The following is a 24,504-nucleotide window of genomic DNA, read 5'->3' as shown; positions in this document are numbered from 1 at the left end:
GCGTTCTGCGTCTCCCGTTTTTCGTTTAGCTTGAAATTATTATGGCAATAGATATCGAAGCATTAAAAAGCGGCAATTCCCGCGCCCTGGCTAAGGCTATTACCTTGGTAGAGAGTAAGCGCGTAGAGCACCGTACCGAAGCCCAATTAATGTTGGAGCAACTTCTGCCGTATACAGGCAATAGTATCCGCATTGGTATTACGGGTATTCCGGGCGTGGGTAAGTCCACATTTATCGAAGCCTTTGGCCTGTATTTATTAAGCCAAGGCAAACGTGTTGCAGTATTGGCAGTTGACCCTAGTTCGCCGATTGCAGGTGGTTCTATTTTGGGTGATAAAACCCGTATGGAATTGCTGTCGCGCAGTAAAGACGCGTTTATTCGTCCATCGCCCTCCGAAGGGTCTTTGGGTGGCGTAGCCCAAAAAACCCGCGAAACCATGTTGCTCTGCGAAGCGGCGGGCTACGACGTTATTCTGGTGGAAACCGTGGGTGTAGGGCAGTCAGAATACGAGGTCGCCAGCATGGTCGATTTCTTTATGGTGCTTATGCTGCCCAATGCGGGTGATGAGCTACAGGGTATTAAAAAGGGCATCATCGAATTAGCCGATGCTTTAGTGATCAATAAGGCCGATGGTGAAAGTATTAACCTCGCCCAGCAAACCCGCCGCCATTATGAAAATGCCCTACATTTGCTTCGTCAGAACAGTTTCTGGACGCCGCAAGTAATGAGCTGCTCCGCGCTAAAGAATGAAAATATCGAAGCGATTTGGGGCATGATTAGTGGCTTTAAAATTGACGCCACAAAGAACGGTTCGATGCAGGAAAAACGTTCGCGTCAAGCCCGCGAATGGATGACTAAACTACTGCATGAAATGCTCGACATGAAGCTCAAACAAAACCCCGAAGTAAAAGTGCTATTACCTGAGCTTAATCATAAGGTAACCGAGGGTGAAACTACCCCCTATTTGGCGGCTACGCGCTTGATTAACCTTTTGTTTAAACCGGAAGCCTAAGTATATGAACGGCGAGGCACTCGATAACTTTATTGCTAAATACTTGCCGACGGCGCAGCACATGCAAATCAGTGTTGAGGACTACGACGGCAGTAGCTTGCGATTACACGCCCCCTTAGCGCCCAGTATTAACGACAAACTGACGGCTTTTGGCGGCAGTATATACGTTGTCGCGGTAATGGCCTGCTGGGGTATGGTATATATGCGCTGCGTAGATTACGGCCTAGATCCCGACATTGTGGTGGCAGAAGCCTCAATCGAATACCTCAGGCCCGTTACCGGCGATATAGTTGCGAGCTCAGTGGCGGTTGAAGAGAAAAATTGGCAACACTTTTTTGATCGCTTCGAAGAGCGCGGTAAAGCCAAGATTAATCTGAGTTCTGAGATTATCGTCAACGGCGAAGTGGCCGTTCGCTTTAAAGGACTCTACGCAATTATTGGCGTTAAATAGCCGTTAAAAATTACTTCGTCGTGCCTTCTATTAATGTGATGACTTCCTGAATTTCGTCTGCTTTGTAAATTGGTGTTGAACAGCGTTTGTCGTTACATACAAATGCCGCGGCCATAGTTAGGGAAGGGTATTCAACATCGTGGTTCATTAGTTCTCCCTCGCTCCGATCCCACCATTCAATGCGTCGATAGCTTTGATAGCTTTCTAAAGCCGCGCGGAACAGCGCGGCTGCCTTGGCGTCAGTTTTCGAGCCGACGACGACTAGGTGTAAGGGATCTCGGTTTAATTCGGCGTCAGCGAGCAATATACCGGGTTCGGTGTAGCGGGTGGCAATCACCTCGCTGTTGCTGATGTAAGCCATTGCCTTGTCTGCCAGCGTTTTGTCACTATCTCGACCGCTGAAGTGGAATAGGCGGTTCACAGCACGGCTGGCCTGAATGTTTTCTTCTAAATCGATATAGGGGGCGAGAGGATCACTAGCGTCAATACTCGCAGCGGGTAAGCCAACAATGTCCGGACTGCTAATATTTGCTCGAATAATGTCTGCGCAGTTAATCGCCTCTTTAAGCCATTGTCGATCTGCAGTGATTTCATATAAGTCGGTAAATGCCGCGAGTGCGCTGATATTGTCAGCCAGGAATAATTTGCTGTCGTTGCGGCTATTATCGTCGCTATCACCATGGTTGAAACCGCCATTTGCGCGCAGGCGGTGCTCTAATAACCATCGGCCTATGGCGACAGCCTCATTTCTTACCTTAGCGGTGCCGGTCGTACTATACAGTCGCGCAAGGGCGGAAATAAGTGTGGCGTTTTCCTTGGTATATCGATGCGTATCGATGCGAGGAATGCCTAAGGCAAGGCGTTGCTTATCTTTTAACGCAAAATAACTGGCGCTCTTTTGTCCTTGAATTAAGTCGGCGTCTTGACTGGTATAATATCCACCGTCTGGCGATTTCATAAACCGGTTTAAATAGGTGACAGTGTTTTCAGCTGCAGTTATATAGGCAGAGTTTTGAGTCGCAGCGTAGGCTTGGGCGTAAAGCTTGATATGGCGAGTTTGGGTGCGCATTATTTTCTCAAAGTGCAGATGTTCCCAGTCGCCATGGGTTGAGTATTGGTAAAAACCAAACCATTCAGGATCTTCTAATTTTAGCGCTTTACTTAAGGTTTTGTTGGCACGTGCTAACTCTTTCGTATCGCCATTCATGCCGGTTAATAATGCATATTCAACCGAATCTGGGTCGATGAACTTCATCGCAATGTTAAGACTGCCATTGTCTGGATCGTAGCTTTGTTGATGCATTTTCAGCAATTTAGCTTTATTGGCAGTGCTTAACACATGGTTGTCTGACGCAAGGCTGATTTCCTTCGCTGTGCTTTCTGGCGACGGATCTCGGACAATGGCCGCTAACAACTTAACCAAACCCTCGGCGGGTATATAGCCCGCGCGTTTAACAATTTCCTTGCCATTACTATTGAAAAAGATAGTCGCTGGCCATCCCCAGGCCCGGTAGCGGGCGGCGATATCTGGTCGCGCATCATGATCGACTTTTATGGCGATAAAGTTTTCGGCTAAGGCTTTGGCTACGTTCGGATCGCTATAGGTTTGTTGATCCATAACATGGCACCAATGGCACCACACAGCTTCAACATTAAGAATAATATGTTTGCCGGATTTCTTGGCTTCGCTAAATACCTCGGGGCTCCAATCCCGCCACTCAATGGCTGAATTTTCTGATGCGGATATCGGCCGAATCACACTCAAGAATAAAAGTAAGACAAGGTAGGAAAACGTGCGAAAGTGAAACATGAAAAGCTCCGTTGTTGTGAAGCTTCTACGGGGAGGGGGCAGTGACAGATTTTATCGGCGCGCGATCAGTTCCAGTGATGGTCACTTTTTATAGAGAAACGCCTCTAGCTCTTCGCGCTGAGCCATGCCGTCACGGTAGCCGAGATCAATCAATTTTCCGCAATATTCTGGGGTGAATAGTAAGTAGCTGGCGATACTCACGCCGCCACCGCTGCTACCAGTGCTGCCGGTACGGCGCAAAAATATGCGCAGAGAACGGGGCAATTCGTTGACGTGCTTATCGGCAATACGGTCGATATCTTCGCTGGGGCTGACAACAAGGCAGTCGATAGGTAATAACTCTTTGCCCATCATGCCGCGGTCCTCGTCGGGTATGATGCGAACTAGCTCATTGATTCTTTCCAAACGCTCGATATCGGTTTCGATGCTATCAATAAACGCGCTATTCAAAAGGTGGCCAATAATTTGGCCAAACCCCGGTGACGTAATCTCTTGAGGTAATTTTGGGTACTGACGCTTGTGGCCGTTAGCGGGGATAACCAGCACCCGATTGGCGCCAAGATGAATGACAGGGCTGATCGGTGTCAATTGACGCAGTGCGCCATCGCCGTAGTAATCGCGGCCTAATTTTGCTGGCGGAAAAATGGTAGGAATTGCCGTTGATGCCATGAGGTGTTGCAATTGAATCGGCGTGGCCAAGCCCTGCCTGCGCCAACGTTGCCAGCCCGCGTATTGGGGGCCGCCCTGAAAAAAGGTCTCGGATACCCCTTGGGTGTAATTCATGGCGGTTAGACAGAGCGCGTCCAAATCGCCATTTAAAATATTTCGGCCTATATTCTCGAAGCTCACATGTTGACTCAGAATTTCCCGCAAGGGGCTATTGTCTAAGAGTGCGACGGGCTTAGTGTGGGAGGAGCCGGAATTGAACAGTGAAAAGGCGAGGCGCATCGCGTTGCGCAGTACGCCGAAGAAATCTGCACGGTAAATTTTTTCGGTGCTCAAGTCTCGCCAGAGCATTTCCAACTTCTCCACCGTGCCGGAGAAATGATGCGCACCGGCAGCCATAGAAACTGCATTTATACCGCCAGCAGAGGTGCCTGCAAGTATCGGAAAGGGATTGCCAGGGCGTTTGCCATGAATTTCTGAAAGTGCTTTGAGCACGCCTACTTGATAGGCTGCACGGGCGCCACCGCCGGGTAACACCATGGCGGTGTTTGAACGGTAATTGCGTTCGGGCGGTATTCCATCTTCGTTTACTGTGTGGTTATTGTTCATCGCACTCACTAGCGTTTATGCCCGCGTAAACCCGTGTCCAACAATACCCGTGTTGCGATTTCTTCCACTGACGCGTGGGTGATATCGAGGTAGGGGATACCGAATCGTTTGAACATGGCCTCGGCTTGGCGCAGCTCGTCTTCGCACTGACGGAGTGACGCGTAACGGGTATCAGGTCTGCGTTCGCTACGAATTGCCGAGAGACGGTCAGCGTCAATGGTTAGTCCGAATAATCGGCTACGATGATCTAGCAAAGCCTTGGGTAGGCGATCGCTTTCCATGTCTTCATCAGTGATTGGGTAGTTAGCAACGAATATCCCGGACTGCATGGCTAAGTAAAGACAGGTTGGCGTTTTTCCGCTGCGAGACACCCCAATTAAAATAACTTCAGCTTGGTCATAGCGGTTTAATCTGGCGCCATCGTCGTTGTCTAAGGCGTAGTTCACGGCGTCGATGCGTTGTTTATAGAGCATATCCTTGTCGGCATTTTGTACGCGGCCAACCGTGCGCGAGGGCTTCTCTCCTAGCGCAGTTTCTAATTGGCTAACAAAGGTCCCCAGCACGTCTACAATAAAACCTCGGCTGGTGGCGATGATTGCGCGTAGATCTTCGTTGACGAGGGTATCGAATACGATAGGTTGCTTGCCGCTGTCATCGGCGGCTCGATTTATTTTCTCTACCGCCGACTGCGCTTTTTGCGCATTATCGACATAGGGAACGATGATATGGTCGAATTTTTGGTTCTCAAATTGGGCTAATACGCTGCTACCAAGGGTTTCTGCGGTGATGCCTGTACTGTCTGATATAAAAAAGGCCGGACGAGTCATGTAGTTTTTTTACCTAAAGCACGGTGTTTTTCGACGGGAATTTCCAAATTACTTACTTTAGTATAGCCCGTGTTAATGTTTTGCACCCTTATAACCGTTATGCGGTCGCTTTGTAAAATGGGAGATACACGTGTCTGAATACGTAATCTGGTTTAACGACCTTGGAATGAATGATGTCGACCGCGTAGGCGGCAAAAACGCGTCCTTGGGGGAGATGATTAGCCAGTTGTCGCAGGTTGGTGTTTCTGTTCCTGGCGGTTTTGCAACCACCGCCGATGCCTTCCGAGACTTCCTGCAACAAAGTGGCCTAAACGATAGAATTATTGCAGAGCTGGATGGCTTTGATATTGAGGACGTGAAAAATCTAGCCGTTGTTGGCAAGAAAATTCGCCAGTGGATTGTAGAAACACCCTTCCCTGAGGCGCTGAACACTGCGGTAGTTTCAGCCTACACCAAATTGGTAGATGGCAATGATGCTATGTCATTCGCGGTGCGCTCATCGGCAACCGCCGAAGATTTACCCGATGCATCCTTTGCTGGTCAGCAAGAGACCTTTCTAAACATTCGCGGTCTCGACAATATTATGATTGCGATCAAGGAAGTGTTTGCGTCTTTATACAATGATCGCGCCATTGCCTACCGTGTCCACCAAGGTTTTGAGCACGCGGACGTCGCGTTGTCAGCAGGTATACAGCGCATGGTGCGTTCAGATACCGGCGCTGCGGGTGTTATGTTTTCGATGGATACCGAGTCTGGTTTCGATGGCGTGGTATTTATCACCGCGTCTTACGGCTTGGGTGAAACCGTTGTACAGGGCGCAGTTAACCCAGACGAGTTTTATGTTCATAAGGCGACTCTTGCCAAGGATCGTCCTGCAGTATTGCGCCGTAACCTCGGTAGCAAAATGATCAAAATGGTCTACGGCAGTGACGCCAGTGCCGGTAAGTCGGTTGAAACTGTGGATGTGAGCGAAGATGATCGCAGCACGTTCTGCCTGAACGACGACGAAGTGCTTGGCCTCGCCAAACAAGCCATGACTATTGAAAAGCACTATGGCCGTCCGATGGATATCGAATGGGCTAAAGATGGCGATGACGGCAAACTGTATATCGTTCAGGCGCGTCCAGAGACCGTGAAAAGCCGCGAATCCACTACCTTGATGGAGCGTTACCTGCTGAAGGAAAAGGGCGCTGTATTATGCGAAGGCCGCTCTATTGGTCAGCGCATTGGCGCGGGTCCGGTTCGTGTTATTGCTGATATCAGCGAAATGGATCAGGTTCAGCAGGGCGACGTGCTGGTTACTGATATGACTGACCCAGATTGGGAACCGGTCATGAAACGTGCATCAGCGATTGTGACTAATCGCGGCGGCCGTACTTGTCACGCCGCGATTATTGCTCGTGAGCTTGGCATTCCTGCTGTTGTCGGTTGTGGCGATGCCACTGAGTTATTACAAGAGGGAACTCCCGTTACTGTGTCGTGCGCCGAAGGTGACACCGGTATGGTTTACGAAGGCATTCTAGATTTCGACATCAACCGCAACAAGCTAGATGCCATGCCAGATCTGCCATTCAAAGTCATGATGAACGTCGGTAACCCTGATCGCGCATTTGACTTCCAGGGCTACCCCAACGCGGGTGTTGGTTTGGCGCGTTTGGAGTTCATCATCAACCGCATGATTGGGGTTCATCCAAAAGCACTGATGAATTACGACGATATTCCCCGCGACGTACAAGCTGCCGTTAAGCGCCGTATTGCAGGCTACGCTAGCCCAGTCGAGTTCTATGTAGAAAAACTGGTGGAGGGTATTTCTACCATCGCCAGTGCGTTCTATCCGAAACGTGTCATCGTGCGGATGTCAGACTTTAAATCAAATGAATATGCTCATTTGATTGGCGGAAGTTTGTACGAACCGTCTGAAGAAAACCCTATGTTGGGCTTCCGTGGTGCATCGCGCTATATCTCTGATTCTTTCCGCGAGTGTTTCGAACTGGAATGCCGCGCGCTTAAGAAAGTTCGCAACGATATGGATCTCACTAACGTTGAGATCATGGTGCCTTTTGTACGCACTGTAGGCGAAGCCAAGCAAGTTGTCGAACTCTTAGAAGCAAATGGTTTGAAGCGCGGCGAAAACGGTCTACGTGTTGTGATGATGTGCGAACTGCCAGCAAATGCATTACTGGCTGAGCAATTCCTGCAATACTTCGATGGTTTCTCAATTGGCTCCAACGATTTGACCCAGCTTACCTTGGGTTTAGATCGCGACTCAGGCTTGATTGCGCATCTCTTCGACGAGCGTAACGATGCAGTAAAAGCACTGCTAAAAATGGCGATTGATGCCTGTAAAAAGCATGGCAAGTACATCGGTATATGCGGTCAAGGTCCTTCAGATCACCCAGACTTTGCACAATGGTTGATGGAGCAGGGGATTGATAGTGTGTCGCTCAACCCCGACTCTGTATTGGAAACATGGCTGTTCCTAGCAGAGAAGCTAAAAGCTTAAGTTGAACTAGTTGTTACATTCCGGTCCCGCGGAGTGTGGGAACATAAAAAAGGCCGCGTATGCGGCCTTTCTACTTTATAAGCCTGACTATGCGTCTGACTCTGACGGCAACAAGGCTTTCAATTGCTTTTCTAATTGCTTAATTCGATTGGCCATGTCGTCTAATTGAGTGTAGCGCACCGAGTTGCGACGCCATTTTTTAACCTCTTGCATAGGTGTCGCGCTAGCAAAAACACCTGCTTCGGTATTGCCCTTGGTAACAATGGTGCCGCCATGAAAATGACTATTGTCGGCAATGTCGATGTGTCCATTGATGGCAACCGCACCGGCAACAGTGCAATTTTCACCAATGTTTGCGCTGCCAGCAATGCCCACACAGCCTGCAATCGCGGAGCGTTTGCCTATTTTGACGTTATGGGCAATGTGGACGAGGTTGTCGATAATCACGCCGTCATTGATCACGGTATTCCCTAAAGCACCACGATCTATTGAACAATTGGATCCAATCTCGACGTTGTCACCGATAATAACCGCGCCTAGTTGGTGAATTTTATGCCAGCCTTCGCGGCTTGGCGCAAAACCAAAACCATCTGAGCCAATCACAGTTCCGCTATGCACAACGCAGTTTTTGCCGATGTTTACAGCATGGTAAACAACAACATTGGGATGAATGAGGGTGTTTTCACCAATACTGGCTCTATCGCCGATTGAAACGCCAGAATAGAGTCTAACGTTTGGGGCAATGCTGGCGTTCTCGCCGATCACACAGTTGGCTCCTATCGAGGCGCTCGGATCGACGTTAGCGCTGGCTGCAACAACAGCTGTCGGGTGAATACCAACTGCAAGTAAGGAAAGTGATTCGAACAAGGCAGATATTTTTGCGTAGGCAAGATAGGTGTTGCTAACAATCAGTTTATTGCCGTCGTATTTGTCGGCGAATTCGGCGTTAAGAATTACAGCACCGGTAGCAGAGGTTGCCAAATGCTGTGCGTAGGATTCTTGGTTAATAAAGGATAACTCAGATGAAGATGCGCACTGTAAGTCTGCGATACCAGAGATCATGTGGTCTGCATTGCCTATTAACTCCGCATCAAGATATAAGGCGAGTTCTGACAAGCTTTTTTGTGTGTTACCCATAATTTCTCCGTCGATTCCCGAGTTAAGCGATTTTATTTGGTGATTAAAAAGGGGACTGCAGGCCTAAATCACAGTGGATACTGCGTGCAATTAGGGAATCTAATCCTGTGGGAAAACACATTTACCGACGATTTGACAACCTTGTCGGTATTTTACGCATCGCAGTGTCTTTGCACTGAGTTATTTTGGTGAAAATTTGGCTCATTGATAAATTCAGAGTTGGGATTATGACAATGACATTGTATTTTTATCCACATGGCGATTATTAACTGATGCTAGTCAGGGCATATTGGTCAGTCCCTGAAATTTGCCTACGCTAATAAAAGATATTCATAGACTAGTTTGACTTCGGGGCCATTGTTGCTCTGGAAATTCTGTGAGAGGACGCATAAATGAAAATACAAAAGCATGGCTTATCAATTGGTATAGAGCGCGTTGGAAGTGATGTGTTCTTGTCGTTAAAAGCGCAGGGCAAACTCACTCATGATGACTATAAAACCATTACACCGATGATTGATGCGGCCTTAGCAGAAGTTAAGCAGCCTAGTGTGAAAATGCTGTTTGACGGCACAGAGCTAGAGGGCTGGGAGCTGAGGGCTGCATGGCATGATTTCAAACTCGGCTTAAAGCACGGCAGTGAGTTTGATAAAATTGCCATCTATGGAAACAAACGATGGCAAGAAATGGCGGCGAAGGTTGGCAAATGGTTTGTCTCTGGAGATGTGAAATTTTTTGATCATCACGATGATGCGATCTCGTGGTTACAATCTTAATGTTGCTTTGTATTTCCTAGTGGGGCAAAGGAACGTGAGTGGGTTTTTCGCATTCGCTTGATCTGCGTCATTGAGACCCAATATAAAAGGGGTACAGTTTAACTATTGGTGACAATCAGAGAAGATGTGATGAGTGATATTGTCCATATTGTTTGCCCACATTGCTTGGCAAGTAACCGGCTTCCGCGTGAGCGGCTGATAAGTTCACCCAACTGCGGAAAGTGTAAAAAGTCGTTATTTAGCGGACAGGTAGCAACCCTCTCTGGCGTTAGCTTTGCTGCCATGATCGAACGTAACGAAATACCGATGGTTGTCGATTTTTGGGCACCCTGGTGCGGACCTTGTAAGTCAATGGCTCCCGCCTTTGAACAGGCGGCGAAGGTGTTAGAGCCTAAAATTCGTATGGCAAAAGTTAATATTGATACTGAACAGACCATCGCTAACCGTTTTAAAATTCAGAGTATTCCAACCTTGGTGTATTTTTTCCGGGGTAAAGAGCTTGCTCGCCAAAATGGTGCCATGGATACCGCTTCCATTATTCGATGGGTACAAAGTGTTAGTGAGCAGTTTTAACTGGCATTAAATGGAACCAGCAATTGAATTTGACTAATAGCAATGCACAGCGTGGAAATCGCAAATAATGGAATTTAAAGACTACTACAAAATTCTGGGTGTTGAGGCCAACGCGGATAAAAAGGCAATAAAAGTCGCCTACCGTAAACTTGCCAGAAAATATCACCCGGATGTCAGTGAGCACAAAGATGCCGAAGAAAAGTTTAAGGAAGTAACCGAAGCCTACGAAGTTTTATACGACGAAAAAAAACGGGCAGAATACGACGAAGTTCGGCAATACTGCAGTAATGATGGCGGTTTTAGACCACCTCCAGGCTGGCGGCCGGGTGCAGACCGCCAGGAAGATTTCTCGGCAGGTAGCGATTTCTCTGACTTCTTTTCGTCAATGTTTGGTCAGGCTGGCCAGCAATCAGACTTTGGTAGCCGCCGCCGGCAAGCGTCGAAAGGACGGGATATTGAGACCGATCTCCCCATTTTTCTCGAAGATACTCTGTCCGTTGAATCTAAGACAATTTCATACACAATCCCACAATACACCGCTGATGGTCGTGTTACTGAAATTACCAAGAGCCTAAGCGTCAAGATTCCGGCTGGTGTAGAAGCTGGGGAGCGTATCCGTCTCAAGGGGCAGGGCGAGCCAGGTGGACCAAATGGCATCGACGGCGATTTATATCTGCGTATCAGGCTGGTCCCCCATCCTCTATTCGATGTCGAAGGGCACAATTTGATCATTACTGTACCGCTAGCGCCATGGGAAGCGGCGTTAGGTAGCAAGCTCGCAATGCCCACCCTCGATGGCAAAATCACGATGTCGATACCACCAAACAGCCAAACCGGTCAGAGACTGCGTATTCGCGGTAAAGGACTGGTGAAAAAACTCCCGGTTGGTGAGCGCGGTGATTTATTTGCGGTATTAAAAGTAGTCATGCCCAAAACGACAAACGATGACATTAAGAAAAAATGGCAAGAACTGGCTGATCAGGCTGCCTTTGATCCACGTTCTGAGTGGAGTGATAAATGATGAATAACACCCAACTGTATATAATGAAGTTTGATGAGCTATGTCGCGTTGCAGATCTGCCTGAGCATTTCGTGTTGGAAATTGTGGAGCAGGGTATTATTGAACCCGAAGGTGATTCTCCCGACCAATGGGTATTCACCACCCATATGGTATCCATCACCAAAAAGGCCGTGCGATTGCACCGAGATCTGGATATAGACTGGCCGGGTATCGCTTTGGCAATAAGCTTACTCGATGACCTAGAGCAACTTCGCGCAGAAAATCACCAATTGAAACAGCGACTAAATCGCTTCACTGCGTATTGAGCCGCTGTATATTAAATTAATAAAGCGTGTCGACTTATTAATGCTGCTGTCGATGAAGCACGGATATAACAGCAACGATGACAGCGCCGGCGAATAGACCGATAACGCCGTTGAACAAATTTTGGCTAAGACCATTGGCAAAGGCGTTGTTGAAAATATGAATGTGTGAAAGTGCAAAGTTAAGTTCCACGTAGTGATCGACGCCATGGCTTAATATGCCACCACCTACCAAAAACATGGCCAAAGTACCAACGACGGTGAGTGTTTTCATTAACGCAGGTGCCAGCCAAAGTAAAAAGTTACCGACAAACTGCGCCGCCAAGCTAGTAGACTTCAATATATACAGTCCCAAGTCGTCTATCTTTACTATTAAGGCGACCAAGCCGTAAACAGCCAAGGTAATTCCCACCGCGACTATCGATAGCACCAAAATCTGTTTGGCGAAGGGCGCCTCTTGCACGGTACTAAGTGCGATAACAATAATTTCTAAGCTCAGTATGAAGTCAGTGCGTATAGCTCCTTTAACTCGTACTTTCTCGAGTGCGAGCAAGTCTGACTCGCTGTTCGCAAGTAGGGCTCTTGCTTGGGTATGATCTTTTTTATTCCGATGGGCAATGGTATGCCAGACTTTTTCAGCACCTTCGTAACACAAATACATGCCTCCAAGCATTAGCACTGGGGTTATTAGCCATGGCATAAACAAACTGGCTATTAACACCACCGGAACGATAATCACTTTATTCAGTAGTGATCCTTTAGCCACGGCCCATACCACGGGTAGCTCACGCTCGGCTCGCACATTACCAACCTGCTCGGCATTGACGGCTAAATCATCACCTAATACCCCCGCAGTTTTTTTAACCGCAACTTTAGACAGTACTGAAATATCATCTAGGAGAGTCGCGATATCATCGAACAGAGCTAAAAGTGAACCTGCCGCCATTAAAAATTTCCTGTAGTTAAAATGTAGTGCCTAACTGGGTGACCGAATAAATATCACTAAATCATACTACATCCGCATATCTTATTTTCACCAGCGGGTGTTAAAGCACATTGGGGATTACTGCATCACTATGGGACGGTGATATAACTGGCTCAGTTCTGCTAAGTGCTGTGTAAATGTCCGCGTAGATAAACTATTTAAACAGGTCAATAAAACCGTTTTTCTGAGGTTTTTTTAGCGCGTCGACCGCTTTTTTATAACCAAGTTGTTGGGCCATTGTCAGCGCGTCTTGGTCCTGTTTGTTCCGCTTATTACGTGCAGCGCCAGAGACCAAGGCGGCTTCGATAGTGTCGATAGAGTTCGCTAAAACCGCCAGCATAAGCGGCGTATTTCCGCTGTTGTCCCGACTGTTTATATCGGCGCCTAGCTTTGCTAACAGCGTAATATTTTTTGCCTGAGAATGACTTGCAGCAAGGTGGAGGGGCATATTTCCAGTATGATTTGCTGTATTTAGAAGGCTCACTGCATCGCTATTTCTAAGCAATATCTCTAGGGATGTTGGTGAGTATCCAGCAGCGATATGTACTGGGGTATCGCCGTTGGTGTCGCTGATCAGAACGTTTGCATCAGCTCCTAGTAGAATTTCCACCAGCTCGCCGTTTTCCCTTTTGCTCGCATACCACAGCGCTGTTTTGCCCGTCTCGTCAACAGTATCGACGTCGACACCCTGATCTATAAATAGCAGACAAGTTTCGTTTTGATCATGTGCCGCCGCCATAGGTAGCCACAATGCCTGCCACTGGGAAGAGGGAAGTTGTCTGATTAATCGTGACGCGGATTCAGGGCGCACGCTAAATGCGTATTCAATTGCACTGAGGCCGGTCTCATCCTCATCAGTGGGGGAAATTCCGTTGTCCAGCAATACTTGTAGGTTTTCGTTGTTATCCGCATCCAGCGCAAAAAACAAAGCATTGCGCTTTTGCGGACCACGCTCTGATGGATTCGGTGCTAGTTTTAATAAATAACGCAATGTTTCCGCAGACGCGTGCTGTGCAGCTAAGGTTATTAAGGTTTGCCCCTGTGCATTGGCTTGCCAAGGAGTCGTGCTACCTGAAATTAGTTTTTTAATAAGAGGTAAATCATCTCGTTCAACGGCCAGCTGAATCGGGTAGATACCGTCGCCGGAATCTTGCTGTGCTATTTTTAGCCGCCGTTCTATGTCATTAGTGGCTTCCGGCCGAAATCCATCGCGAGCGAGTAGCGCAAGTATTGGCTTGTTTTGGCGTTGTACCGCAATATTCAGCGCGGTCTTTCCGTCCTTGTCGGTGATAAGCGGATTTGCTTTTTCTGCTAGCAGGCGCGTGGCATAGTCGGTGAGATTACGTTCCAAGGCAATGTGAAGGGCGGTTTTACCGGCGACACTTTGCAGGTCTAAGCTCGCTTTATGGCTGAGCAGCCAATTTAGTGCGCTCAACTGTTGTTCTTGAACCGCCAAGTGGAGCGCGGTTTCTCCAAAGCGGTTTTGTTGATTGATATCCACGCCAGCGTTGAGCAATAGTTCAGCTGTGGGCTGCGCACCCCAAATAGCAGCAATGCTGAGTAGGGTATTGCCATCGCTGTCCAAGGTGCTGAGATGTTTATTCTCATGAATTGCACGCTGGATGGTGTTTTGTATTTTTGTATTATTTGCATCAGAATTTCTAGCAGCGGAAAGAATCTCCGCCTTACTGAGTTCTGAGTTTTCCCGTTCAGTGTTAAGCGAATTTAGCGCTGACTTGGCCGGGCCATAGTTTTGCTGTGCGGCACTTTCCAGCCATCGCCTCGCCTCTGTCCGGCTCTCTGGCCCACCGGTTCCCTTGCTATAGAACAGTCCAAGTAAATACTGGCTGGGTATATGATCTTGTTTGGCTGCCCGCAATAATAGCGTGCGGGCTTTAGACTCGTTTTTTTCGACACCTCTTCCGTTCCGATAAAGCTGTGCAAGTTCGTAGCACGCTCGAGAATCACCTTTTTCAGCCTGAGCAGTGATTAGAACAGCGGCCTCACCATAATGGCGGACACGTATTAGCTGCGCGTATTCTTGCCAGACATCTATCTCTGCATTTGCAGCAGAGACGCCAATGCTCAAGACAATAATGAATACTAGCTGTAGTTGTTTTAGCGACGTTGTGGCGCCAAATATAAGTCTAGCGACTGCCATATTTAGTATCCACCTGAATGCCGATATTTTGGAGAAATGCTGTCGGCAGTACTCCTCCAGCGCAAATGATGACGGCCTGATTAGGTAGTACTTTGGTGCCGTCTGGAGTAGTCAATGTTACGGTCTCCCGCTCAATAGCAGTTGGCTCAGACTCCATATGGAGAGTCAGCTTGTCTTCTTGGCTCAGTATTTGTATTCGCTCTCTGTTTTTGAATTTTGCGCGGTTAAAGGCTTTGCCGCGATAGCACAAACTAACCTGAGTATTCTCTTGTTCAGCGAGACTAATTGCAGCCTCTAGGGCACTGTCTCCGCCACCCATGATCATCACATTCATACCAGCGTACTGAGTAGCGTCTTGGAGGCGATAAGCGACTTTATTTAGGTCTTCTCCCGGAATGTTCAATTTCCTCGGTGTGCCTCGTCGGCCGATACAAAGCAATACGCGCTGGCTGCGGAACTGACCTAATGTTGTCGTTGTAGTGAAGTCGTTCGTGATATCGCCATCGATTGCCGTAACGCCTTCGGAGAAACGAAGATTTAGCGGATGTTTGTCGACAACGTCCTGCCAAAACGCCAACAAATGCTCCTTACTCGTTTCTACAAACTGAAACTTGCCAACCAGTGGCAAGGTAGCGGGGCGTGTCATAACCAGTTTGCCCCGTGGGAAATGCGCGATGGTGCCACCGAGTCCGGATTCGTGATCCAGTGTGACATAGCTGAGGCCCAACTCCTTTGCCGCAAGTGAAGCGGCGAGTCCGGCGGGCCCCGCGCCCACAATAACAAGATCTAGCGGGTCGTTTGGACATTTGCGCAAATTTTTTGCAGCGCAGTCCACCGCTTGAACTCCCTGAGTTATGGCGTTTCTAACCAGTCCCATTCCTCCCAATTCGCCAGCAATATAAATGCCTGGCACTGATGTTTGAAAATCGGCCTGCAACAGCGGGATATCAACGCCTCGCGTCGCTGTGCCGAACACCAAATCAATTGCGTTGACTGGGCAGGCTTCTCGGCAAGCACCGTGACCAATGCAATTGCTAGGCCCCACTAAGGTTGCAATATTATTTATTAGGCCGAGAACATCGTGTTCGGGGCAGGCATTTATACATGACTTGCAGCCGATACAAAGACTTTCATTTATTAATGGATGTAGCGACGCAGGTTCAAGTAATCCTGTCTCAGTAGCCTCGCGAAGCAACTCAAGACTCCGTTTGTGACGACGTTGCTGAGAAAAAATGTATAAGCCCATGATGGCCATTAGCGGAAGTAGGTATATCAGCATAGCCGAGATGTTAGGTGGCATCGGTTGCTTCCAAAATGCGCATGAGAGAGCCCGTGTTATAACATAAAAACCTTACAAAATGTGTGGCTAATATTTGCCTCTTCTGCTAGCTTTAGTATCAGTATCTGAGAACGTGTTCTGCCAAACACACTCTCTAATGTGAATGATATATTTGTTACATTAAGGAAGAATTAAGTGACGGCAGATGCAACGACGAATTTACCTAAGACCTTGCGTCCATCTAAGAGTGGCAGACTTAGCTCTGTGCTTTTTTTCACCACCACGTTCATTATCCTTGTTTGGGGTTGGATTCAGAGACAGGATCAAATTCTCAGCGCAGAGAGCGGATTTGGCTACGCGCTAGGGATAATTGGCGTCAGTGGCATGCTTTTGCTGCTTAGCTACCCACTTGCAAAACGATCGGCGAAACTTCAAAAATTAATGCCTATTCGGCATTGGTTTCGAATTCACATGATGCTGGGTGTTTTGGGCCCGTTAGCCATCGCCTTCCATTCAAATTTTCGATTTGGCTCACTTAATAGCAGGGTGGCATTAAGCTGCATGATACTCGTTGTTATCAGTGGTTTTGTGGGTCGGTACATTTACACCAAGATTCATATTGGCTTGTACGGACAGCGCGCCAACGGTCAAATGTTAGCAGTGCAAGCAAATCGCGAACGTCAACAACTACTAAGCCAGTTTGAGCCGTTTCCAGAATTGATCGATATTGTAAATAGGCTCTATAACAGCCTACTACCCAGCGAATTGGAGAAGCTCACCACTGTGGATGCGGTTCTTGCAGGGTCTCGGCGACGACGTTTGCAGCGGTTTTTGCGACGCGCTGCAAAGCGTCAGAATGATCCAGCCGCGTTTGCACTTTGGCGTGATTCAAAAACAACTCTTAAGGCGTATACAGAGACCTTAGGTAGGCTCGCGCAACTGCGGTTTTTTGAACGATTGTTCTCTTGGTGGCATGTACTGCATTTGCCATTTTTTGTGATGATGTTACTGACGGCGACTCTGCACGTCTGGGCGGTGCATTATTACTGAGGTTAAAAATATCTGATGAATATTATGCGGAAAATCTGTCAGATTTTTTGCAACTGGACGCGCCAAGCTTGCGCGCCGCTCGGCTTGACGCTGTTGCTTTTGATGAGTGTGTCAGGCTCAGCGCTAGCTATTGATTTTGGTTTGGAGCGAATGCTAAGCCCTGGCGAGCTTAGTGAGGCACACAAGAAATTTGATGGCGACTGTAAAGCCTGCCATTCCAGCTTTAAAGATCAGAATCAAAACCCGCTGTGCCTAGATTGCCACAAGGAAGTTGCGGCTGATCTTAAAAATAATCTGGGATTTCATGCCAAAAAGCCCGGCATCGCGACAAGTGAATGCCGCTTGTGCCACTCAGAACATCGCGGTAGGAATGCAGATATCGTACAGCTTAATAGTGCTGTTTTTGATCATGGAAGCACCGACTTTCAGTTGCTTGGGCATCATCAGGGTGTCCCCTGTAATCAATGCCACGACAAAGAAAAGAAATTTAGCGAAGCGCCAGGACAATGCGTCGATTGCCATAAAAGCGACGATATTCACAAAGGCGGGCAGGGAGACTCCTGTGGCGATTGCCATTCAGCAATGGCATGGCGTGAGGTGGTGTTTGATCACCAGAAAACCAAATTCCCACTGCTTGGCATGCACGAAAAAGCAAGTTGTGGGCAGTGTCATCACAGCGCCGACTTCACACAAGCTCAGACCGATTGTGCGTCCTGTCATCGCATCGACGATGTTCATAGCAATGGCTTTGGAGAGAAGTGCGAAAGTTGTCACGCCACGCAAAAATGGACCGAGCATAAATTCAACCATAAGCGAGATACCAAGTTCGAGCTGCAGGGCGCCCGCAAGACACTGAGTTGTGAGAGTTGTCACACGCCTGGTGTCGCGGCGAAACATGCACCGACGACTTGTTCAGCGTGCCATAAAAATGATGACCCTCATTTCGGGAAGAACGGCGATCGCTGTGATCAGTGTCATGACAATAATCGCTGGGGTAAAACAGTTTTCAACCATGCTGATTTTGATTTCCCATTGCGTGGTGCGCATAAACAAGTTGCCTGCGGGCAATGCCATAAAGGTGATGTAAATGCACCCATTGCTGATAAGACCTGTTACGACTGCCATCAGTCGAACGATGTGCACAAAAAATCCCTTGGCACCGACTGTCAGCAGTGTCACAGCGAGGGGAGTTGGAATGGCGATATTCGCTTTGTGCACGATCTAACTGACTTTCCACTGTTGGGAATGCATGCGGTTCAAGCCTGTGAATCATGCCATATTGATTTTGTATTCGCTGGTATCGGAAAAAAGTGCGCGGACTGTCACGGCGCAAACGATCCACACAAAGGCAATCTCGGTCAAGAGTGTGCTAATTGTCATCATCCGGTGTCATGGCGCAGCTGGCGTTTTGATCACGACACCCAAAGTGAATTTCCGCTCCATGGTGCCCACAAAAATGTCTCCTGTGGGAGCTGTCACAGCCAGAAATTAGACACCCTTAAAGGCACTGCGCCACTGTGTGGTAGCTGTCATAAAGCCGATGACGAACACCGAGGCGCCTATGGCGAGCGCTGCGACCGCTGTCACAACACAAGTACGTTTACCGAAGTTGAAATGAGGTGAAACATGGCGATGTATTCTAATAAAAAGTACTGCCATATTGTTTTTGCGTTGACGATGTTCTTATGCGGGATGTCATCAGGATGGGCGGTTGAATTTGACCACGACGCCAGTCGTTTTCCTCTTCAGGGATTTCATCGTTATGTCGAATGCCAGGAATGCCACGTCAACGGGCAGTTCAAGGGTACACCAACGCGCTGTGTTTCTTGCCACAATGGCGGCTCGGTAATACCTGCGGGCGGAAAAACCTTTCGTCACATGCCGACAACAGATGAATGCTCTGAATGCCATCGCTCGGTGGATTGGCAAGTCACTACTCGGTTTGACCACAGCCAGGTAAGGGGGGAGTGCAGTCAATGCCACAACGGCCAGACTCAGCCGGGCAAACCAATCCATCATCCGCAGTCCAGTAATCAATGCGATAGTTGTCACAATACGTTTAACTGGCAGCGCGCAGTATTCGATCATTCAGGTATTACTGCCGCCTGTTCTAGCTGCCACAACGGCGTTCAGTCCACAGGTAAGCCGATGAATCACGTTGCCACGATCTTGGAGTGTAACGACTGTCATCGGACGGTGGCTTGGCTCCCGGCTGGATTCGATCACAGTGATATTACTCAAGCTTGTTCTAGTTGCCACAACGGCAGCCAGGCTGCGGGTAAAACACCAAATCACATTCCTACTAACCAGCAGTGCGAAGCTTGCCATGGCACCCAAGCGTGGCTGCCGACTATGTTTGACCACAGTGGTATTACGCAGCCTTGTTCAAGCTGTCATAACGGCAGTCAGGCAACCGGAAAAACCATGAATCACGTTCCTACTAATCTGGAATGTGATGACTGCCATCGGGTTACGGGCTGGATCCCCGCCGGATTTGACCACAGTGGAATTACGCAGTCTTGTTCAAGCTGCCATAACGGCACTCAGGCCACAGGTAAAACGATGAATCACGTTAGCACTAATCTGGAATGTGATGACTGCCATCGGGTTACCGGATGGATCCCAGCCGAGTTTGATCACAGCGGTATTACGCAGCCTTGTTCAAGCTGTCATAACGGCAGTCAGGCCACAGGAAAATCGAGTACGCACATTAATACAAATGCTGAATGTGATGTTTGCCATACCAGTAATGCGTGGGTGCCCGCCAACTTTGATCATAATAATGTCAGTGCTAGTTGTGACTCCTGCCACAATGGCAGTAGCGCCACCGGCAAAAATACCGGTCACTTTGTAAGCAATCTTCAATGCGATTATTGCCACAGCACCACGCGCTGGGTTCCGACAACATTCCGTCATCAAAGCCCTGGCTACCCAGGTGATCATCGGCAAAACCTGCAGTGTGTTGATTGCCACAGAGGTAATTCTGAAACGGTTAATTGGAGCACGCCGGCTTATCAACCTGACTGTGCTGGCTGTCACGCCAATCAATACCGGGCAGGGGAGCACACCAAGGTGAGCTCTCCGAGGATAAATTATACCGTTAGTGAACTACGTGATTGTACCGGGGCCTGTCATACCTATACCGACAGCACTTTCTCGCGGATTCAGCGCACACGTTCCGGGCAACATCGGGTAACTGATCCTGATTTTGGGGATTGATCATTATGAATATCACGATGCATAGAACGTATTCGCGCAGATCTGATTGCATACGGCAAGGCTGTATTTACTTGATGATACTTCTAGTCTTGGCTGTGTTCGCCCCTTCTTTAGTCGCAGAACCTGCGTGGGTTGAGTCGATCAATGTACTTTTTGAAAAGCAGGGCAGCGCGGCCTTCCAACTTGATCTGGCAAATAGATTTCAGCTTGCCGCCGTGGAGTCGGAAACAGGTAATTCTTGTGTGGTGAGATTGCAGCCCGCATTTACCGGGCAAAATGCCGCCACTGATTATAGTGGTAATGAATTTTTGCCTTGGCAGGCGAGTGAATCATTGCCCCTTAATCGGGTGAATTCAGAATGGATTGCCGGCCAACTATGGTTACGCTTCGATTTTAACCGCAATGTGAATTGCCGCTTTCAGATCAGTGCCGATCAGCAAAGTCTATGGACTGCTGTGGATTCACCGACCCAACAACTACCCGAAGGAATTGAAGATAAATTCGCCGCCGCACGCGCAGCACTTGCCAAAGGTGATGCAGCCGCTGCGGAAGTTTTATATCGTGAAGTCCTTCGTGGCCCACCAAATTCCTTGCAGGAAAAAGCACTGGAATATCTTGGTGTGGCCCAAGAACGGCTAAGCAAGTTCGATGAGGCAGCAACGAGCTACCGTCTTTTTCTGGAGCGCTATCCTCAATCAAACGGGGTCAATCGTGTACGTCAACGTCTGGCGGGTATTTCACTAATGGACGTAGACGAAGTGGCGGCGGCACCGGACAAGAAAAGCGCAGAAAAAGCCTCTTCACTACGCTGGTTCGGTGTGCTCAGCAACGCCTATCAATACTACAGTACAGACAATGGTGGAAGCGGAAGCGAGGTGCTTCAATCGGCGTGGATAACTGATTTAAACCTGAATGGCCGTTATCGAAGCGATACATACGACACCCGCTTGGTCGTTTCTGGTGGTTACTGGAAGGATTTTGAGTTTGATACGTTCAACCCGAAACGTTTGAGCAAAGCCTATATCGACACATTGTATAAACCTGCGGGACAGCAAATACGCATCGGCAGGCAAAATGTGAGTGGGGAAGGCATCTTGGGGCGTTTCGATGGCGTTCGGTACCACTCCGACGTTGGCGACAGTTTTGGCGTCAATTTGGTTTGGGGCTATCCAGTGCTGTCTAGTCGTGATGTGTCGGTGAACTCCGATGCACAGGTCTATGGCCTTAGTCTGGATCTCGCAGCCCGTCAATCGCCGTGGCGCAGCAATGTGTTTGTTACTAAGCAGGAACGCGGCAATATTATTGAGCGTGAAGCACTGGGAGCGGAGGTCAGTTACCAGTCCCAGCGCTACTCTTGGTTTTCCTATTTGGATTACGACACCGGTTTCGCAGAACTCAATACCGCGTTGCTTAGTGCAAACTGGTTTGGTGATGACGAATCTCATTATTATTTTTCGGCAGATTATCGGCGTTCGCCAATGCTGAGTGTGTCCAATGCGCTTATTGGGCAGGCCGTCACCGATTTGAATCAGCTCGAGGCAAGTGGGATCAGTCAAAATGATTTTGAGACCATCGCACTTGACCGTACTGCGATTAGTAAATCTTTGGCGCTCGGTGCATCGCGTCGGTTTTCAACACATTGGCGCTGGTCTCTTGATACAAGCTTCTGGCAGCTTACAGGTACGCCAGAATCATTTGGGGTGCCCGGCTTTGACGGAACCGATGTGGAAGGTAATTTCAGTGCACAACTTATCGCAAACGATATTTGGAAGGAGCGCACAATAAGCTGGATTACACTGCGTTACTCGGAATTGACCAGAAGTAAGCTATATTCTCTAGGCTTGGAAACCCGTCTACCAATAGGCCAGCACTGGCGCCTGCGGCCAAAGTTACAGTTTTATCAGCGCGACTACAGTGATTTGGCGGGGAGTCAAACTTCGTTACAGCCGGGTATGAGATTGCAATACGAACCAACTGAGAATTGGACTTTCGAGTTTGAATTCAGCGCAGAACAGCTGAGTTCCGACCGCGGTGGATTTCAGTTTGATCGCAATGACTATTTTATGTATTTGCGGGCAGATTGGCAGTTTTAGTAGTGAGTTTAATGTTGATGCGATGATTGAGTTACAAAAGACAGTGAATCTTTATGCCAAAATATTTGTCGTAGGCTTTCAGTGAGATAGTAAAAGTGTGTTTCTGAAAATACAGTCATTAGTCAGTATTGAGTTCATGAAATGAATGCAGCAGATAAAGTTATGCTCAGCAAAGTTCCAGAAGTAACTCTAATTTTCTGGGTTATAAAGATATTGGCAACCACTTTAGGTGAGACTGGCGGTGATGTCGTTTCGATGTCAATGGACTTAGGTTATCTGGTCGGTACAGGAATATTTTCTTTGGTATTTATCGTCGCAGTAGCGATACAAATGTACTCGAAGAAATTCCATCCTGCTACTTATTGGGCGACGATAATAGCGACAACTACCTTAGGTACAACACTGGCAGATTTTGCAGATCGTTCTATAGGTATTGGCTATGCGGGCGGCTCAAGCATATTGTTAGTTCTGTTGCTGGGGTCTCTGTTTGCATGGCAGCGGATTATGGGTTCAGTTGCCGTAGAAACGGTAAGTTCGCCAAAATCTGAAGCATTCTATTGGCTAACGATTATGTTCTCACAAACACTCGGTACGGCTCTAGGCGACTGGGTCGCAGATTCCGAAGGCTTGGGGTACGCCGCGAGCGCATTGATATTTGGCGGACTGTTGTCGCTAACTGCACTGGCCTATTTCAGAACCAATATCTCGCGGACAATCTTGTTTTGGACCGCATTCATTCTGACAAGACCCCTCGGCGCGGTCGTTGGTGATTTGCTCGACAAGCCCGTGAGTGCGGGCGGTCTTGAATTGAGCCGTTATTCAGCGACCGCTGCTCTAATGGTATTTATCCTGTTTTTTATCTTTTTCTTTAAGCAGAACCCAGCAAAAAATCAGCATTGAATATTAAAACCATTCGCGCGCTGCTGAAAAGTACATGCCTAGTTGGCGAGCGCGACCATGTATTGATTGTTCGTATTTTGCTTAAAAAGCAGTTTTTCTGTGCTTGGTTTATTGTGGTTAGTAAGACCAAGCAGATCACAAACGGAACCACAGATTTCGGTTTGTTTGGGCTCGCAATCAGTGAGATGGGTGAAACGCTCGCCGATGACGAATAAGGGGATGTCCCGTTCTTCTGGGAGAGTGCCGCCGTGACTTTTATCTGAATTCATACCGTGATCAGAGGTGATCAAAACTTGATATCCTTCCTCGATCCACGTCGGTAGATATTTTGATAATTCGCCGTCTGAGTTGCGAACAGTATTCCGGTAGTGTGAGCTATCTACGCCCTCGTGGTGTCCGGCATTGTCTATATTCATGGGGTGTATCAACAAAAAATCAGGGTTGTGCCGACGTCTTAAGGATTCCGCATCTAGATACACATAGTTATCTGGGTAGTGGTCGCCATGATAGAAACAGCCATGCTGAATCAGTTGCGCAGGATCGTTTGTATGGCGATCCCGGACAGTGTCATAGGGGCTACGGTTATACAATTCACTAAACCAATGAAACGCAGCGGCGGCGGTGGTCAAACCTTGTTGGCGCGCCAAGCTGAAGACACTTTGCTGATTAGAGTTGCGCGCCACGTCGTTATGCACAATGCCACTTAGCACCGGCGGAACGCCAGTGAGAATAGTTTCGTAAAGAGGGCGAGACTTTGACGGTAGCTCGCACTGTAGCTTGTACAGTGTGCTTGTTTTCTGTTCATTTAAACCTTGTAGGAAACCCATGCACTGTTCGGCAGTGTTATAGGCAAGGCCATCGAGCACGATCAGTATTACTTTGTGAGACATAGTTTTCTACCACGGTGATAGCCGGTCAAGATCGGTCGATGATTCAAATCAATCGGGTCGAGGGTAGGCTGCCAGTATGAACAACGTGTGACAACCGCAATATGTTTTCAATTCTAGAAAGTAATACGTCTTGTTGTTTCTTAGGGGACTATGGCAGGTTTCAAAGAAAGTATCGATTCAGATGGTCATTTTTGTTATTTGCTTGGTATGGCTTTGGTGGGCCTCCTTATCCGTTCTATCAC

20 protein-coding genes are annotated in these 24,504 nt (G+C 48.2%); 12 read left to right on the top strand and 8 right to left on the bottom strand.

Annotated elements, in window-relative coordinates; all coding sequences use genetic code 11:
* Positions 1 to 41 precede the first annotated feature (41 nt).
* Positions 42 to 1,013 carry a methylmalonyl Co-A mutase-associated GTPase MeaB gene (gene meaB, locus O9X78_RS03820; RefSeq protein ID WP_269618289.1) on the top strand — a complete coding sequence of 324 codons (972 nt, stop codon included), beginning with the start codon at positions 42 to 44 and terminating at the stop codon, positions 1,011 to 1,013.
* Between the two features lie 4 nt (positions 1,014 to 1,017).
* On the top strand, positions 1,018 to 1,464 hold the full coding sequence (locus O9X78_RS03815; protein WP_269618288.1) for a YiiD C-terminal domain-containing protein: 447 nt from the start codon (positions 1,018 to 1,020) through the stop codon (positions 1,462 to 1,464).
* A gap of 10 nt (positions 1,465 to 1,474) precedes the next feature.
* Here O9X78_RS03815 and O9X78_RS03810 read toward each other — a convergent pair whose 3' ends face one another.
* The 3 genes from O9X78_RS03810 to ppsR form a co-directional block, all read right to left on the bottom strand.
* Entirely contained in the window at positions 1,475 to 3,274 is a 1,800-nt protein-coding gene (locus O9X78_RS03810; RefSeq protein ID WP_269618287.1) for a thioredoxin domain-containing protein, read from the bottom strand.
* 81 nt (positions 3,275 to 3,355) lie between these two features.
* The gene (locus tag O9X78_RS03805; protein WP_269618286.1) at positions 3,356 to 4,549 is read right to left on the bottom strand and encodes a patatin-like phospholipase family protein; all 1,194 of its coding nucleotides are present in this window, start codon (positions 4,547 to 4,549) and stop codon (positions 3,356 to 3,358) included.
* An 8-nt stretch (positions 4,550 to 4,557) separates the two neighbouring features.
* Positions 4,558 to 5,376, bottom strand: coding sequence for a posphoenolpyruvate synthetase regulatory kinase/phosphorylase PpsR (gene ppsR, locus O9X78_RS03800; protein ID WP_269618285.1), 819 nt, complete (start codon positions 5,374 to 5,376; stop codon positions 4,558 to 4,560).
* Positions 5,377 to 5,506: 130 nt separating this feature from the next.
* On the opposite strand from ppsR, the gene ppsA reads away from it, so the two are divergent.
* On the top strand, positions 5,507 to 7,879 hold the full coding sequence (gene ppsA / locus O9X78_RS03795) for a phosphoenolpyruvate synthase (protein ID WP_269618284.1): 2,373 nt from the start codon (positions 5,507 to 5,509) through the stop codon (positions 7,877 to 7,879).
* Positions 7,880 to 7,966: 87 nt separating this feature from the next.
* Here ppsA and lpxD read toward each other — a convergent pair whose 3' ends face one another.
* The gene (gene lpxD / locus O9X78_RS03790) at positions 7,967 to 9,016 is read right to left on the bottom strand and encodes a UDP-3-O-(3-hydroxymyristoyl)glucosamine N-acyltransferase (RefSeq protein ID WP_269618283.1); all 1,050 of its coding nucleotides are present in this window, start codon (positions 9,014 to 9,016) and stop codon (positions 7,967 to 7,969) included.
* 392 nt (positions 9,017 to 9,408) lie between these two features.
* Here lpxD and O9X78_RS03785 point away from each other — a divergent pair, with 392 nt between their 5' ends.
* From O9X78_RS03785 to O9X78_RS03770, 4 genes are all read left to right on the top strand, one after another.
* The gene (locus O9X78_RS03785; protein WP_269618282.1) at positions 9,409 to 9,789 is read left to right on the top strand and encodes a SpoIIAA family protein; all 381 of its coding nucleotides are present in this window, start codon (positions 9,409 to 9,411) and stop codon (positions 9,787 to 9,789) included.
* Positions 9,790 to 9,918: 129 nt separating this feature from the next.
* Complete coding sequence (trxC, locus tag O9X78_RS03780) at positions 9,919 to 10,362, top strand: thioredoxin TrxC (protein ID WP_269618281.1); 444 nt, start codon at positions 9,919 to 9,921, stop codon at positions 10,360 to 10,362.
* Between the two features lie 67 nt (positions 10,363 to 10,429).
* Entirely contained in the window at positions 10,430 to 11,383 is a 954-nt protein-coding gene (locus O9X78_RS03775) for a DnaJ C-terminal domain-containing protein (protein ID WP_269618280.1), read from the top strand.
* Entirely contained in the window at positions 11,380 to 11,688 is a 309-nt protein-coding gene (locus O9X78_RS03770; protein ID WP_269618279.1) for a chaperone modulator CbpM, read from the top strand. The genes O9X78_RS03775 and O9X78_RS03770 overlap by 4 nt, the downstream gene beginning before the upstream one ends.
* Positions 11,689 to 11,725: 37 nt before the next feature.
* Here the strand turns inward: O9X78_RS03770 and O9X78_RS03765 are convergent, their stop codons facing one another.
* The 3 genes from O9X78_RS03765 to O9X78_RS03755 form a co-directional block, all read right to left on the bottom strand.
* Positions 11,726 to 12,631 (bottom strand): DUF808 domain-containing protein, encoded by a 906-nt coding sequence (locus tag O9X78_RS03765; RefSeq protein WP_269618278.1) that lies wholly within the window; start codon positions 12,629 to 12,631, stop codon positions 11,726 to 11,728.
* Positions 12,632 to 12,824: 193 nt separating this feature from the next.
* Entirely contained in the window at positions 12,825 to 14,831 is a 2,007-nt protein-coding gene (locus tag O9X78_RS03760; RefSeq protein WP_269618277.1) for an ankyrin repeat domain-containing protein, read from the bottom strand.
* Positions 14,818 to 16,131 carry an NAD(P)-binding domain-containing protein gene (locus tag O9X78_RS03755; RefSeq protein WP_269618276.1) on the bottom strand — a complete coding sequence of 438 codons (1,314 nt, stop codon included), beginning with the start codon at positions 16,129 to 16,131 and terminating at the stop codon, positions 14,818 to 14,820. The genes O9X78_RS03760 and O9X78_RS03755 overlap by 14 nt, the downstream gene beginning before the upstream one ends.
* Before the next feature lie 174 nt (positions 16,132 to 16,305).
* Between O9X78_RS03755 and O9X78_RS03750 the strand changes: the two genes are divergently transcribed.
* From O9X78_RS03750 to O9X78_RS03730, 5 genes are all read left to right on the top strand, one after another.
* A complete protein-coding gene (locus tag O9X78_RS03750; RefSeq protein ID WP_269618275.1) occupies positions 16,306 to 17,160 on the top strand; it encodes a hypothetical protein in 855 nt (284 codons plus the stop codon).
* A 15-nt stretch (positions 17,161 to 17,175) separates the two neighbouring features.
* On the top strand, positions 17,176 to 18,783 hold the full coding sequence (locus tag O9X78_RS03745) for a cytochrome c3 family protein (protein ID WP_269618274.1): 1,608 nt from the start codon (positions 17,176 to 17,178) through the stop codon (positions 18,781 to 18,783).
* A gap of 9 nt (positions 18,784 to 18,792) precedes the next feature.
* Positions 18,793 to 20,379 (top strand): cytochrome c3 family protein, encoded by a 1,587-nt coding sequence (locus O9X78_RS03740; RefSeq protein ID WP_269618273.1) that lies wholly within the window; start codon positions 18,793 to 18,795, stop codon positions 20,377 to 20,379.
* A 74-nt stretch (positions 20,380 to 20,453) separates the two neighbouring features.
* Positions 20,454 to 22,472, top strand: coding sequence for a tetratricopeptide repeat protein (locus tag O9X78_RS21005; RefSeq protein ID WP_269618272.1), 2,019 nt, complete (start codon positions 20,454 to 20,456; stop codon positions 22,470 to 22,472).
* Positions 22,473 to 22,613: 141 nt separating this feature from the next.
* On the top strand, positions 22,614 to 23,372 hold the full coding sequence (locus O9X78_RS03730) for a COG4705 family protein (protein ID WP_269618271.1): 759 nt from the start codon (positions 22,614 to 22,616) through the stop codon (positions 23,370 to 23,372).
* A gap of 38 nt (positions 23,373 to 23,410) precedes the next feature.
* Here the strand turns inward: O9X78_RS03730 and O9X78_RS03725 are convergent, their stop codons facing one another.
* On the bottom strand, positions 23,411 to 24,262 hold the full coding sequence (locus O9X78_RS03725; RefSeq protein ID WP_269618270.1) for an alkaline phosphatase family protein: 852 nt from the start codon (positions 24,260 to 24,262) through the stop codon (positions 23,411 to 23,413).
* Positions 24,263 to 24,504: the final 242 nt, after the last annotated feature.

The organism is Zhongshania aquatica (assembly GCF_027257955.1).
Lineage (GTDB): Bacteria > Pseudomonadota > Gammaproteobacteria > Pseudomonadales > Spongiibacteraceae > Spongiibacter > Spongiibacter aquatica.
Note: the sequence above shows the minus strand (reverse complement) of the source record. Positions and strands in the feature narration are given on the sequence as shown.

Bases quoted from the DNA above. Each gene is read 5' to 3' on its own strand.
- meaB (WP_269618289.1), top strand. From the start codon at position 42: ATGGCAATAGATATCGAAGCATTAAAAAGCGGCAATTCCCGCGCCCTG.
- O9X78_RS03815 (WP_269618288.1), top strand. From the start codon at position 1,018: ATGAACGGCGAGGCACTCGATAACTTTATTGCTAAATACTTGCCGACG.
- O9X78_RS03810 (WP_269618287.1), bottom strand. From the start codon at position 3,274: ATGTTTCACTTTCGCACGTTTTCCTACCTTGTCTTACTTTTATTCTTG.
- O9X78_RS03805 (WP_269618286.1), bottom strand. From the start codon at position 4,549: ATGAACAATAACCACACAGTAAACGAAGATGGAATACCGCCCGAACGC.
- ppsR (WP_269618285.1), bottom strand. From the start codon at position 5,376: ATGACTCGTCCGGCCTTTTTTATATCAGACAGTACAGGCATCACCGCA.
- lpxD (WP_269618283.1), bottom strand. From the start codon at position 9,016: ATGGGTAACACACAAAAAAGCTTGTCAGAACTCGCCTTATATCTTGAT.
- O9X78_RS03785 (WP_269618282.1), top strand. From the start codon at position 9,409: ATGAAAATACAAAAGCATGGCTTATCAATTGGTATAGAGCGCGTTGGA.
- trxC (WP_269618281.1), top strand. From the start codon at position 9,919: ATGAGTGATATTGTCCATATTGTTTGCCCACATTGCTTGGCAAGTAAC.
- O9X78_RS03775 (WP_269618280.1), top strand. From the start codon at position 10,430: ATGGAATTTAAAGACTACTACAAAATTCTGGGTGTTGAGGCCAACGCG.
- O9X78_RS03770 (WP_269618279.1), top strand. From the start codon at position 11,380: ATGATGAATAACACCCAACTGTATATAATGAAGTTTGATGAGCTATGT.
- O9X78_RS03765 (WP_269618278.1), bottom strand. From the start codon at position 12,631: ATGGCGGCAGGTTCACTTTTAGCTCTGTTCGATGATATCGCGACTCTC.
- O9X78_RS03760 (WP_269618277.1), bottom strand. From the start codon at position 14,831: ATGGCAGTCGCTAGACTTATATTTGGCGCCACAACGTCGCTAAAACAA.
- O9X78_RS03755 (WP_269618276.1), bottom strand. From the start codon at position 16,131: ATGCCACCTAACATCTCGGCTATGCTGATATACCTACTTCCGCTAATG.
- O9X78_RS03745 (WP_269618274.1), top strand. From the start codon at position 17,176: ATGAATATTATGCGGAAAATCTGTCAGATTTTTTGCAACTGGACGCGC.
- O9X78_RS03740 (WP_269618273.1), top strand. From the start codon at position 18,793: ATGTATTCTAATAAAAAGTACTGCCATATTGTTTTTGCGTTGACGATG.
- O9X78_RS21005 (WP_269618272.1), top strand. From the start codon at position 20,454: ATGATACTTCTAGTCTTGGCTGTGTTCGCCCCTTCTTTAGTCGCAGAA.
- O9X78_RS03730 (WP_269618271.1), top strand. From the start codon at position 22,614: ATGAATGCAGCAGATAAAGTTATGCTCAGCAAAGTTCCAGAAGTAACT.
- O9X78_RS03725 (WP_269618270.1), bottom strand. From the start codon at position 24,262: ATGTCTCACAAAGTAATACTGATCGTGCTCGATGGCCTTGCCTATAAC.